This window comes from Vibrio sp. M260118, assembly GCF_036533755.1.
In the GTDB taxonomy this organism is placed as follows: domain Bacteria; phylum Pseudomonadota; class Gammaproteobacteria; order Enterobacterales; family Vibrionaceae; genus Vibrio.
Genome location: NZ_JATABG010000143.1, coordinates 1 through 12,693, shown reverse-complemented (window position 1 = coordinate 12,693; position 12,693 = coordinate 1). Strand labels below are relative to the sequence as shown.

13 protein-coding genes and 1 pseudogene are annotated in these 12,693 nt (G+C 44.9%); all 14 read right to left on the bottom strand.

What is annotated here, in order from left to right; all coding sequences use genetic code 11:
• Nucleotides 1-417: S1 RNA-binding domain-containing protein (locus tag QTO00_RS10395; protein ID WP_331424715.1), on the bottom strand; the 417-nt coding region annotated here is incomplete at its 3' end.
• 19 nt (nucleotides 418-436) lie between these two features.
• The gene (locus tag QTO00_RS10390; RefSeq protein ID WP_331424714.1) at nucleotides 437-997 is read right to left on the bottom strand and encodes a Maf family protein; all 561 of its coding nucleotides are present in this window, start codon (nucleotides 995-997) and stop codon (nucleotides 437-439) included.
• A 3-nt stretch (nucleotides 998-1,000) separates the two neighbouring features.
• Nucleotides 1,001-1,489 (bottom strand): rod shape-determining protein MreD, encoded by a 489-nt coding sequence (gene mreD, locus QTO00_RS10385; RefSeq protein WP_331424713.1) that lies wholly within the window; start codon nucleotides 1,487-1,489, stop codon nucleotides 1,001-1,003.
• A gap of 3 nt (nucleotides 1,490-1,492) precedes the next feature.
• Complete coding sequence (gene mreC / locus QTO00_RS10380; RefSeq protein ID WP_038209596.1) at nucleotides 1,493-2,365, bottom strand: rod shape-determining protein MreC; 873 nt, start codon at nucleotides 2,363-2,365, stop codon at nucleotides 1,493-1,495.
• 57 nt (nucleotides 2,366-2,422) lie between these two features.
• Entirely contained in the window at nucleotides 2,423-3,466 is a 1,044-nt protein-coding gene (locus QTO00_RS10375; protein ID WP_004747218.1) for a rod shape-determining protein, read from the bottom strand.
• 209 nt (nucleotides 3,467-3,675) lie between these two features.
• A complete protein-coding gene (locus QTO00_RS10370) occupies nucleotides 3,676-8,157 on the bottom strand; it encodes a DUF6701 domain-containing protein (RefSeq protein WP_331424710.1) in 4,482 nt (1,493 codons plus the stop codon).
• Between the two features lie 31 nt (nucleotides 8,158-8,188).
• Nucleotides 8,189-8,469, bottom strand: a pseudogene (locus QTO00_RS10365) (hypothetical protein).
• Nucleotides 8,441-9,229, bottom strand: coding sequence for a PilW family protein (locus QTO00_RS10360; protein ID WP_331424709.1), 789 nt, complete (start codon nucleotides 9,227-9,229; stop codon nucleotides 8,441-8,443). The pseudogene QTO00_RS10365 and the gene QTO00_RS10360 overlap by 29 nt, the downstream one beginning before the upstream one ends.
• Entirely contained in the window at nucleotides 9,229-9,780 is a 552-nt protein-coding gene (locus QTO00_RS10355; protein ID WP_331424708.1) for a prepilin-type N-terminal cleavage/methylation domain-containing protein, read from the bottom strand. The genes QTO00_RS10360 and QTO00_RS10355 overlap by 1 nt, the downstream gene beginning before the upstream one ends.
• Nucleotides 9,770-10,261 carry a pilus assembly FimT family protein gene (locus tag QTO00_RS10350; protein ID WP_331424706.1) on the bottom strand — a complete coding sequence of 164 codons (492 nt, stop codon included), beginning with the start codon at nucleotides 10,259-10,261 and terminating at the stop codon, nucleotides 9,770-9,772. The genes QTO00_RS10355 and QTO00_RS10350 overlap by 11 nt, the downstream gene beginning before the upstream one ends.
• 143 nt (nucleotides 10,262-10,404) lie before the next feature.
• Complete coding sequence (locus QTO00_RS10345; protein ID WP_331424705.1) at nucleotides 10,405-10,950, bottom strand: type II secretion system protein; 546 nt, start codon at nucleotides 10,948-10,950, stop codon at nucleotides 10,405-10,407.
• Nucleotides 10,951-10,983: 33 nt separating this feature from the next.
• Nucleotides 10,984-11,550 carry a prepilin-type N-terminal cleavage/methylation domain-containing protein gene (locus QTO00_RS10340; protein WP_331424703.1) on the bottom strand — a complete coding sequence of 189 codons (567 nt, stop codon included), beginning with the start codon at nucleotides 11,548-11,550 and terminating at the stop codon, nucleotides 10,984-10,986.
• A gap of 78 nt (nucleotides 11,551-11,628) precedes the next feature.
• Nucleotides 11,629-12,051 (bottom strand): MSHA biogenesis protein MshF, encoded by a 423-nt coding sequence (locus tag QTO00_RS10335; RefSeq protein WP_331424701.1) that lies wholly within the window; start codon nucleotides 12,049-12,051, stop codon nucleotides 11,629-11,631.
• A gap of 40 nt (nucleotides 12,052-12,091) precedes the next feature.
• Nucleotides 12,092-12,693: type II secretion system F family protein (locus QTO00_RS10330; RefSeq protein WP_331424700.1), on the bottom strand; the 602-nt coding region annotated here is incomplete at its 5' end.

Here is a 12,693-nt window from a genome sequence, read left to right as displayed (position 1 = left end):
GACATGGCTCGCCCCTGGCATAAACACAAGGTAGCGAGAAGGCAAGGTAATATCCGTGGTTAAACGTGCGCCTTTGGTGCCTAGCGGATCTTTAACCACCTGCACGACAATGTCTTGCCCTTGACGCACCAGCTCTGAAATATCGCGAACTTGAAATTGCTGCTTTTCATTTTCAGCAACACATTCTGTATGGGGAACAATATCGGAAGCGTGAAGAAAGGCAGCCTTTTCAAGACCAATGTCGACGAACGCTGCCTGCATACCTGGCAATACACGGCTCACTTTACCTTTGTAGATATTGCCAACAATGCCACGCTTAGCTTCACGTTCCACATGGATTTCTTGTAGGGTGCCCCCTTCAATCATGGCTACGCGAGTTTCACTCGGAGTCACATTGATAATCAACTCTGCACTCATAAGAGTACCTCAAATTAAATTATAAGAATTTTTGCAAGAGCTGGTCAGTTTCATATAGAGGTAAGCCGACGACTGCGTGGTAACTGCCTTCAATGCGCGTTACAAATCGTCCACCTAACCCTTGAATTCCATAACTACCAGCTTTATCGCAAGGTTCACCCGTTTGCCAATATTGTTCTATTTCGTTTTCTGACAGGGTTTTAAACCATACGTTTGTCGATACTACGATCGTTTCTAGATTGTCTTTTGTTGCGACAGTCACTGCTGTCATTACTTGATGCGCTCTTGCCGACAACATCAACAACATCTGTTTAGCATGCGCCAAATTGTCCGGCTTTTCCAATACCAGCCCATCACACACCACTATAGTATCAGAGCCAATCACCACTGAGTTTGATTCAGGTTGGACTGCAGCCAATGCTTTGTCTTTTGATAAACGTGAAACGTATTGATACGGGCTTTCTTCAGCTTGGCGACACTCTTCTACATCAGTTTTGACCACTGAGAAGGTGTAACCAAGCTGAGCAAGTAGCTCTTTACGCCTTGGTGAGCCTGAAGCCAAAATTAGTTCTGTGTTCATTTTCTATCGTATATGCCAGTGACGTCTTACGCGACGCATTAATAGGAACATCCACGGCCAAAGGATAAAGTTGATTACGCCGCTCCACAATGAAACCGGATTGAAAGTCACATCTTGAATCAGATACTCGCCACAGAAAATAAGCACGTCGAGTAGTGCGGACATCAAGCCAACCAATATCGCTTGCTGCCACAACGCCATGTTACGAATCACTAGGAAGTTGAGCGCGACAAGGTAGATGACAATAGACATCATCATGCCCCGAATACCTAACGTGGAGCCCAGAAGTAGATCCCACAACAGGCCAAGTATTAATGCCGAACCAACGTTAACTCGATGCGGCAGTGCCAAAACCCAATAACAGGTCACTAGCAACAGCCAAGAAGGACGCAGTAGGTCGAGCATACCCGGCCATGGAATGGTCTGCAAAGTCAACGCAATCAAAAAAGAACAAGCAATGACAAACTTACCTTTTAACACACTATTTGCCATCTTCTATTCTTCCTCCAGAGTCTCAGGGAGTACTTGCTGAACTTTCTCCTGACGAGAGTCATTGGGCCAGATTAACAGCAAATAGCGCAAACGTTCAAAGTCAACCACAGGTTCTGCTTCGATTACGGCAAATTCTCGCGCCGTGTCACGCTCGACCTCTGCAACGTGCGCAACCGGGAAGCCTTCAGGGTAGATACCACCCAATCCCGAAGTCACCAACAAATCCCCCTCTTCAATATCTAAACTGATAGGAATATGGTCGAGATTAATACGATCAGATTTACCCGTACCGGAAGCAATAATTCGAATGTCGTTGCGGATCACCTGCACCGGAATCGCACTTAAGCTATCCGTCAATAGAAGCACTCGGCTGTTATGCGCAGAGACAAAAGTTACCTGACCTACAATGCCCTTTTCATTCGCCACTGGTTGTCCGACATAAACACCGTCGATCTGGCCTTTATCGATAACCACTTGATGACGATAAGGTGAGGTATCGACTGCCATGACTTCAGTAACGACTTTACGTTCATCACGAATAAAAGAGGAGCCAAGCAGTTTACGTAGACGTTGATTCTCTTCTCGATATTGGTCAAGCAGCAGCAGATCATTTTTGAGGCGAAGTACTTCACGCTTAAGTTTGCGAGTACTTTCCATATAGTCTTGGCGAATATTGAAACGCTCGTATGCACCATCAAACATCACACGAGGAACATCGGCCATATACTGAATTGGCGCAACCATACTATTAAGAAGATAACGCACTTGAGCAAACGCATCTAAACGACTATCAGCCAGCATAAGGCTGGCTGATAGAGTAACGGCAAAAAATAAGCGTAATTGTAGTGAAGGTCCTCGGCCAAAAATAGGCTTCATGAAGTATGAGTTCCTTATCTTGCCAATCTTGGTCTTAGGCGACCAAGACTATTCATATTACTCTTCACTAAACAGATCGCCGCCATGCATGTCGATCATCTCTAGTGCTTTACCGCCGCCACGCGCAACACAAGTTAGTGGATCTTCAGCGATAACGACAGGGATACCTGTTTCTTCTGTTAGCAAGCGATCAAGGTCTTTCAGCAGTGCACCACCGCCAGTTAGAACCATACCGTTTTCAGAGATATCAGACGCTAGCTCTGGTGGACACTGCTCTAGTGCAACCATCACTGCTGATACAATACCGGTTAGTGGCTCTTGCAGTGCTTCTAGGATTTCGTTTGAGTTTAGGCTAAAGCTACGTGGCACACCTTCAGCAAGGTTACGACCACGAACTTCGATCTCTTCTACTTCATCACCAGGGTAAGCAGAACCAATCTCATGTTTGATCTTCTCAGCGGTTGCTTCACCGATCAAGCTGCCGTAGTTACGACGCACGTAGTTGATGATCGCCTCATCAAAACGGTCACCACCGATGCGAACTGAAGATGAGTAAACCACACCGTTCAGTGAGATAACCGCAACTTCGGTAGTACCACCACCGATATCGACCACCATAGAACCAGTAGGCTCAGAAACACGTAGACCAGCACCAATTGCCGCAGCCATTGGCTCGTCGATTAGGTACACCTCACGTGCGCCAGCACCCAGTGCAGACTCACGGATCGCACGACGCTCAACTTGAGTAGAACCACATGGAACACAAACAAGAACGCGTGGGCTTGGTTTCAAAACGCTGTTGTCATGCACTTGCTTGATGAAGTGCTGAAGCATTTTTTCTGTCACGTAGAAGTCAGCGATAACGCCATCTTTCATTGGACGGATAGCAGAGATATTCCCTGGAGTACGGCCTAACATCTGTTTAGCAGCATGACCGACAGCAGCAACGCTTTTACCTGCGCGGTTACGGTCTTGGCGAATAGCGACAACGGAAGGCTCGTCTAGAACAATACCCTGTCCTTTAACGTAGATAAGTGTGTTGGCAGTACCTAAATCGATTGATAGGTCATTAGAAAATATGCCACGAAGTTTTTTGAACATATTCTTCGCTCGTCCTGAAAGAATTATAAGATAGAAAATTGCACTAAATGTACCAATGCCTTGCCGTCACAGCAAGGCATTGAAGTGTAAACATGGGCTGAAACACGCAATTTCTAACAGATTCCTAACGATATGCAGAAAAATGGCAAAAAATTCCTATCTAAAGACGCGCCAATATCACCAAAAATAGAAACGTCACACTCTACTGGCTAGTTTTTTTCACTCCACCAGATCACTCGGTCGTTTCCTCGGTAGATACCAAATTGAACAACACCGGACTCTTGTTCATCAAATGCACTATTGCCGCTGATATCTCGTTTAAGCCAAGGAATACCATGACTTTCTAGATTGAAAGAAGTGCTGATTTCACCAGTTGCATTTGCTCCTGGAGCAGAGAACTCTATCCAACCCTCACCTTTATCAATAGTACTGTTCATCAAGCTAGCATTAACCTCAGGTTGAGTCGGGGAACCATTGATCACGACATTATAATCACTAGATGTGAAACTAAACCGCCCCACGGCAACAAAGTCAGTACACGAATCAGCAGTATTAGTCTGAAAGCGATTATTGGCAAAGTGCTGAACTTCTACACGCTGTCTCACCGGAGAAACTTCTGCTCCATAGGTATTGTGGATCAGCATTTGTCCCCATCGTAACTGCATATTACCGTCGACATCAGAAAAGATAAGACTCAAACAGTCATTGGCACTATTGCTATCTGCGGTTTTAAAACAAACATTGTCTAAATCAGTCAGGTCAGCTTTACTAACTGTCAAATCAAAACTGGCATCAAATGGCTCGATTGGCGTTACTTGTTTGACGTAAGTAACCTTTTCATCCACCAGTTCTAATTGACTACCTGAAGTATCCACTCGCTGCAAAGATGCAAGGTTGTCTGGATTAAACTCGATACCTAGCCCATTACTGCTAGCGTAACTGCGCCCAGCCCAATTGCCGCTGTAGCGCCACCACTGGCCGATAAAGTAGTTGCTAGTGACGCTAGACCCATCGACCACGACCGGATTAAGCACTAGGCTTGGGTTAACCAAATAGCTAAAAGGCTGTCCGATGTAGGTAAACCACTCCGTGCCGACTTGACAGGTCGACTTAAGCATTGGTGCTTGAGCACTAGGCTGAACGTTAAAGTAGGCAGGAACAAAACGCCCGACATTTGATGCCACGCCATCTGAGGTATCAAGTGAACTTCCTAAATAGGTATTAGGTTTTACTTTAAAATCAAACACCCCGACTTCAGAAACTGTCTGATTAATCGTCGTCATTTCACCCAAAATAATGGTCGCAGAAGATGTACCAAGAACACCAGCCACTCCGCCGTCAGCCGTGCTTGGAGCAATGATTTCATGCTCAAGTGTCACACCATTTGTATAGTTTTTTGTAACTACCGCAGTGCCATCACTTTCAGGTTCAGCATAAGCGATAACCTGTTGAGAAAACTCCTGCCCTGCCTTAGTAAACACACTACAGCTTATATTCGCGGCTGAACAGCCACCATCGACACCATTACTATTTTTAGCAACCACACCTAATGACTTGGGTACAGAGACAAACTGATCACTACCCACAAGGGTTAATCCTGATTCATCACCTTGGCCGCTGAATTTGGCATTGAGCTGCATTTGACCAGCTTCTGGGTAGTTTAGATTAAGCACAGCCTCGCCGTTGTTATCAAACTGAATATCAATCGAACTTAAAGAACCCTCTTCAGTCGCGATCTCTTGGCTATCAATTGAGATTTTCGCTTGCTCAATCACATTATCAATATCTGGGCTTATATACGTGCTCCAAAATCCTACCTTCTTTGTAACATTACCAAAGCTCGGTACACACCGCTGAGCACTATCGCTCGCTTTTACCGCTTTTATCACCGCAGTCGCTGCACTATTGGCATACATATCTGCAACGTCAACTACAAAGCCACTCTCTTGGAAAGAGATATCACATTTATCACTGGCAAAGGCTGAGCCACCACTACTACACAAGGTAGTTGAAAACGGCTTGGTTGTTGGAGATGAACCACTGACGCCAATTGTGACGCTACCGGGCTGATTTTTACGCAAGTCAAACTTAGCACTCCCCCCGGAAAAAGTAACTTCGTTACCTCCAACCCATCCACCGCCACCAGAGACGCTACTCGGGGTCAGAGTTGCTGTAACCGAGCCGGTGTAAAGCTCACTACAGGTACTATTTTTACACGCTTGAATAGTGACTTCTTCTGCGTTACACGTTAATCCTGCCCCTGTGTGACTGAACCTAAAATGATCGATTTGGTCTTCAATAGGGCGAGAATTTAGAGCACAGACTTGGAAGTTATCAATTTCATGGTTGTTTCGAGAACCACCAGTAGAACCAGTGATTGAAAGCAAAAAGTCTTCAGGAATAGGTGACTGCGCGTACTGGCTAGCTAACACATCAATTGGGCCAACAATAGTTTGCCAATTACTACCAGCACCAATACGACGGAAAATTTCTACGTTCGATTGACCAGTGTTGCGAGAATCCACTACTATTTTATAGCGATGCACCTGACTAGGATCTGACGTATTGTTATCATCTACTTTAGGGTCTAAGCAGTTTCCACTCTGATTAGAGTTACCATTGTTACAAGCGCCTGCTAAGTACTGGTAACCCCTCTCTCCAACCCCCGAACCTCTCAATGCGACAGATTGACGTCTGCGCCCCGGTTCAGAACCTGTACCGCCTTCGTTGGAGAAATTACCATACTCATCAATACCTACACCGAGCCAACCGCCAGAAAAACCCGGTTCATTTCGTTTAAACCCATAGCCTAGAGGGCCACCAAAAGCACCTGCCGATGGTGTTACCGTCGCATCAGAGAGGACGATAGCAATACCATCAGCTCCATTGCCACCATAAGCAAAGTGATCAAACTCAACCTCTACTAAGTTATCTCTAGCAGGGAATAGTCGCTGGTAACTCGAAGCTGTGGCTTGGTTCCTTACCGCTTCAGTGAATCGTAAACGATTATTAACAATTCCAGGGGTAAACGAACCTTTACTGGTTGAAGTGACCCAAAGATCTGACAACGATCCATTATTGAAGTCGTCTGTAAAACACTGTAGCTCTGGAGACGACGAACATTCGTGTCGTTGCTCCATCAGTAGTTGTATCTGTTGCTTGCTTAATGCGATATCAAAGATCTGAACTTCATCTATGAAACCGTCAAACGCCCTACCGGGGTATCCCTGATCGTGACCAATTTGAAGAGGCTTTGAGTTTATCTCAGGCTGCTCAGACTTTCTGTTTCCGCGTTTTTTAGCGTCAATGTAGAGCTCTGCACGTTCTTTATCTTCATCATAACGAATTGTAATAAAGCTCCATTGGTCGAGACTTACAGACTTATTACTCGTAATTGAGTGTTCATCCCCGTCTTCATCCAGCCACCACCAAAAAATCCTCCCATCAGAGTTTAAGTGAAATTCAAAATTGCTGTCTTTGGAGACAATACTGAATAGATCACTATCAGGCAGGCTCTTAGGATAGATCCATGCTGATACAGTAAAAGATCCATCCATATCCAATAAACTGTTATCAGCAATTTCTACGTACTGGTCTTGTGCGTTAACAAAGGAACCGTAGCCACAAGTACCCATCAAGTCGATCGCAGGTAGCGCGGAGTTACTTGAAGCAGGTTCAGTACTCACACCATTATAGGCTCGCCCATGTAATCCATTACCGGAACTATCTTTGACTTCACCATTGGCACCAGTCCAGTTCTCTTCTATGTGATAAAGAGCTACAGGCTCCGGTAAATCAGCTGAACTACAAGCATTCTCAGGTTCTGTGCGATAGAGACACGTACCGATCACTGAACTGCCGTCTTTTACATAAACCGTACCCCAATTTGGTTGCCCCGCCGTTACATCACCAATTACTTGTGTACCGTCTTTCAATTCGACTTTATTGTTGGTACTGACGATGTCTCCGCGAATATTCGACTCTTCAATCACGACATCACCATTGGCACTAATATTACCGACGACATCTGATTCTTTTATCGTTATTTCATTGTTTGGAGTTGTAATATCTCCCGTAACTTCTGACTCTTCAATAACAATATCGCCATTGGCATAGATATCTCCAGCCACATCCGAGTCTTTGATCATGATCTGATTATTCGGTGTTGTAATGCTCCCCGCTACATCCGCACCTTCAATAACAATATCGCCACTGGCATTGACATTCCCACCAACATCACTATCTTTTATCGTCACCTTGTTATTGCTAGAACTGACTTCACCGTCGATCGAGCTATCTTCAATATCGATATCCCCACCTGTGACAACTCCTCCTATAATCTCGACATCTTCTAGTGAGATATCACTCGAGTTCGCAGTAATTCCACCATAGAGTCTGTTGGCATTCTTAGACCAATCTAACGAGCCCCAAGAAGATTCAAGTTCTATTCGAGCAGATGCCGAACCTATCGTATTATTACCATCAAAACTAAAACCCTCATCCGCCTTTAAAATTGAGTTGCTGCTCGCCTCTATGTTGTCTCTCTCATCCAGCTCAACTTTACCATTTCGGCAATGATAAACATTAGTAAAGGGGTTGATATCCCAATTGTTAGTAGAACAACTAGGCAAATCGGAAGGGTCCATACCCGGTGATAAGACATAGTTAGTCGCAGCAAAACTTGGCAGCACAATACAACTAAATAGTAAAAGAAAAATTCGTCTAACTATCATCACTAAGCCCTACTTCAATTACTCGCTGATGTACCCAATCACCAACGGTACAGCTACCCGTGGAGGTCAACTGATAGACACGTTTACCACTATCTAAAATGCCATTTCAGCGCGTGTACCGATAACGGACGCTAGCAGTTGGTCACTATTACGCTGCTGATTACGGTTTGCCGTCAAAGCAACTAAGCCGAGCACAACAACAATAATGAACACGACTAATATTAGGCCGCTGCCTTGTTGCTTATGGCGTATTGTAGATAAGTGCATCATGGTCAAACCTTACCTGCTCCCCTTTCACTTCAAATATTAGCTCCATTTTTACCAAACCATTTCTCTGTAACTGAGGTTGCTCGACAACAAACTTCGCGTCTAACACATTTTCAGCCATTTGAATTGCAGTTTCCAATCCTGCAGGAGGTAAATCTGCGCGATTTAGTGGGTAGCCAGCATACCGATAAAGAACACTACCAACCTGACAATACGAAACTAGTTGATTATAGATATAAAAGCGGTTAGCTGGAGAGCCATTGGGAAACACCGTTGGTGGAGTAAGATCTATATCAACCATCGACCATGTAGGAGAAGGAGGTGTATCTGGGAATATTACATCGTTCTCAATCACAGTTACTTGACCACTGCCGCTTGGAGTTGCTCTTAATTGCGTATTAGAGGTTGGATAAATAGTAAGGCGATCATTGGCAGCGATCCGTTTGGTAATGGGTAGTGCACGTAGCGTATCACTATTCCCCGCAGCTGGTAGCTGCTGATAAAGACCACTGTTTACGATAGGGACAAACTCAATGCAACTACCATCACCATTGACGACCACGCTATTAGGTACCGCGTCTCGGAGTTCTCGCCTTAGCCTCTCAGTTACAAACCGCCCTTGCTGAACGAGAGCCTCACGTGATGATGTGTCAGAAAAAAGAACCAGAGACTGGCGAATAACTTCACCAAGAAACAGTCCAACCACGCCAAGCAGCACAATAGATACAACCATCTCAATCAAGGTAAAGCCTCGCACTCGCATTAGAAATTACCTCGCGTAGTGGCAAAGGGATACTTATTACCCTGTCTATCAGTAATAACGACGTTTATGCGCTTATAGTTTGTTGCTACACTCGACACTTGACCTAGCATAGTGCCGCTACTGTCTTGTTCATAAAAGACTTGAATATCAATATAGTAACCGTTGTAACCATCACTTAAGGTGTTATCTAATACGTCGGTAGCCAAACCACTTAAGCCATGAAAATCATCCACATCGTTATATGCTGATTTAGTCGGCTCACCATCTGCACCAAGTTGATTTGGTAACGTACATGACTCTGTATCCGAGACAGTTTTGGGGATACACTCTGGTAGTCCACCGTACGGACCAGACTTTTCATCAAAGTTTCGACCAACCACTTCATCCATCACAGCTCGACCTAGTTCTGCCGCCTTTACCGCAGCGATTTGCTCAACACTTTGCCTACCAAGCGGGAACAAAGAAGCCGTAATGCCCGTAACCGCAATAGCCATCACTACGATAACGATGACCATCTCGACTAGAGTGAAGCCTTTGGCGTTAACATGCATAGATGCCGCCCTCGATATTAATGCAAATAACACCAACGCTGCCTGACGTAGTCGACCAACGCAACTGACAGTTGCTAGTGGTGCACTGTGATGGCCGACCTAAACTATCAAAGTCTACATAACTTGTGCCTGTATTGGTGGTTAGAACAAGAGCAGAACCAACAGCTTTAGCATCAACGAAACTACTGTCTCGTCGGTCATTAGGAACAATAGAGGTCGCGCAGTTACTTGCATCTGTATTGGGAGATACCTGTGCAGCTTGGCTATCATCCACTAGCCAACGACCACAAAAGCCATTTCGATGCATAGCTCGCAGCTGCGTTAAACGCAATGAAGACAGTAATTCACTCTCTATTAGATGAGCATCGACACTGCTTGAGCCAAAATAACGACTTGCTGCATACACTGAAATGATAGAGACCAATAAGATCACCACTACCAATTCGATCAGCGTAAAGCCAGAAATTCTTAACCTAGTCATGAGTCGTTACCGTGGGACGTATACTTAAATTGAGTATATACCAGAAGGGTCTAGGGCTGTTGTTTTTTAAGGATTTTTGAGAACAACTCAGAATAGTCGTGTAGGAAAGAATAAAGGCCAGCGATTGCTGGCCTTTCTCTAGGTTAACAACCGTTTGTAACCGCCTCAGAAAAAGCTTCAGTAGTAGCATTTGCAGCCTCTACATAGATAACAAAACAGCCGGTAGTATTGGCAGGAGTAGTTAAGTCATAGACAAAACCATTGTTTGCTTGAACTGGGTCTGTACCAGCAAAAGAATATGCGACCGCATCAGGAACAACTCCTGTTTGAGTAACATTTACAAGCACCCAATCATTTCCTGGTAAACCCGTCACTGCATCTTCAATACCCCTAGCTTGAGTGCCGATTACAGTCGCAGTTGGGTAACCAAAGTTAGTCGCAACACCATTTACGATTGGTGTTGTCGCTACGTCGGCAGTTTTAGGATCAGTTTCTTCACCTTCAATTGCAGAGCCTCCATATACGATACCCAGAGCCCCAGACATAGCGCCATTTAGCCCTTGTAAAGAAGCTTGACGAGCATCATTCTGCAGGTTCAAAAAACGAGGTGCTGCAGTCACTGCAAGGATACCTAGAATAACAATTACCACTACTAATTCGATTAGAGTGAAACCGCCTTGTCTTTTCATAGTAAAAATCTCTCTATGTTGTTAACTGCAGAACTACTGCAAAGTTACGGTCACGCGACCAGTCTCAATTTCATAAACAAACTGATGTTCGCTATTGCCTTCTCGCTGAATATAGGTGCAAGTTGACGCTGCGTTATCAGCCTGGGCTGAATACTTTATATTTGAATCCGCTTCGGCCTGGGTCACTGTGCCCACTCTAGGCGGATTCTGGAGTAGGTTCTCCATTAAATCGACACAAATGGCATCGGTTAGAGCAGTAGGGAATGTCGTGTCATCGGTATTAATCGCATATGGGTAACCATCACGAAAATCACCACCCGATTGGCTTCTACTGGTTAACCAGAAGTTTACGCCATCGTAGTTTACCGTGTTGCGCACAATAGAACTTAGCGTTAATGACGGCCTCGCCTCTGCTTCCCACTGAGCTCGAGCAGAGAGCACACCTGTCGCGTAACCACCAGCAACACCTTCGACACTGGCTTTTTTCGCTTCGTCTGTCACATCCAGAAAGCGAGGCAGTGCCGCAACCGCAAGTAGGCCAACGACTACAATAACCACTACTAGCTCAACCAGAGAGAAACCAGACTGTTTATTTGACATAAAATTCTTACCTACCTTTGTGTACCGTGCATTATACGGAATTTATACCATTTCGCTACATTCACAGAGCTAATACACCTACTGAGTCGAAAAACCAGCCCTTGCGATAAAGTTATTATCTATCAATCTGATAGATATAAATACATCTTCCGCATACTTGTACCGACACAGATACCCATCAGCCATGGTTTCGCTTTTTATCACAACAACTTGTTGACCTAAAACCTGATGCTGTGGATACAAAGTATCTAGCCACACCTGGCAATCAACTTGATGACTATCATTTATCGGTTTAACCCACCCCATACTAGTGTAGTTTAACCTATGCCCTTCAATTATTAATGGTGTTTTCTGTCCAGCCAATAACCATTGTTGCTTAAAGTAATTCGCCCGCTCCACCACTTGCTGGGTCGCAAGCAACATCGCGGATTGATTCGCTTCTCTAACCACGCTTTGCCACACGAGTAAAAAACTCATCACTAAGCTGACAATTACAGCCACCCATATTGCCAATCGTGAGCGCTCAACATACTGACTAAGGCTAACCCTTAATAGCATCCAGCATTCCCCACATAGGTAGGAAGATACCTAGGGCTAGAATCAGTACCATGCCTGCTACAATGACCAACAAAATCGGCTCGATTCGAGCGGTCAGAGTTTTAAGATCGTAATCCACTTCCCGATCATAAAAGTCTGCCACCTCAAGCAGCAACTCATCGATACGGCCAGTCTCCTCACCGACACTGATCATTTGAATAACCAACGGGGTAAATACGCCACTATTAATTGCGGTTGCAGAGATGGTACCGCCCGCTTCAATCGAGGACTTCATCTCAATCAGCCGGTTCTCTAAAAACTTGTTTCCTAGCGCCTCGGCGGACAAAGCCAAAGACTGATTCAATGGCACCCCTGCTTTGAGCATCAAAGCAAAGGTACGTGAAAAACGAGACAACTGCGCCCGATTAATTAATTCTCCAACGACGGGCATTTTTAAGCGAAACTTATCCCATTTTTCTCGACCATTTGCTGTGCCTAACCAAGCTCTAAAGCCAAATAGGCTAGCGACAATTATAGCCACCATCATCACCCAATAGTTGACAAAAAACTCTGAGGTAGCAATCAAAATACGTGTTGGCAACGGCA

Excerpts from the sequence above, each read along its gene's own strand:
- QTO00_RS10390 (WP_331424714.1), bottom strand. The coding sequence starts at position 997 with ATGAACACAGAACTAATTTTGGCTTCAGGCTCACCAAGGCGTAAAGAG.
- mreD (WP_331424713.1), bottom strand. The coding sequence starts at position 1,489 with ATGGCAAATAGTGTGTTAAAAGGTAAGTTTGTCATTGCTTGTTCTTTT.
- mreC (WP_038209596.1), bottom strand. The coding sequence starts at position 2,365 with ATGAAGCCTATTTTTGGCCGAGGACCTTCACTACAATTACGCTTATTT.
- QTO00_RS10375 (WP_004747218.1), bottom strand. The coding sequence starts at position 3,466 with ATGTTCAAAAAACTTCGTGGCATATTTTCTAATGACCTATCAATCGAT.
- QTO00_RS10360 (WP_331424709.1), bottom strand. The coding sequence starts at position 9,229 with ATGCGAGTGCGAGGCTTTACCTTGATTGAGATGGTTGTATCTATTGTG.
- QTO00_RS10355 (WP_331424708.1), bottom strand. The coding sequence starts at position 9,780 with ATGCATGTTAACGCCAAAGGCTTCACTCTAGTCGAGATGGTCATCGTT.
- QTO00_RS10350 (WP_331424706.1), bottom strand. The coding sequence starts at position 10,261 with ATGACTAGGTTAAGAATTTCTGGCTTTACGCTGATCGAATTGGTAGTG.
- QTO00_RS10345 (WP_331424705.1), bottom strand. The coding sequence starts at position 10,950 with ATGAAAAGACAAGGCGGTTTCACTCTAATCGAATTAGTAGTGGTAATT.
- QTO00_RS10340 (WP_331424703.1), bottom strand. The coding sequence starts at position 11,550 with ATGTCAAATAAACAGTCTGGTTTCTCTCTGGTTGAGCTAGTAGTGGTT.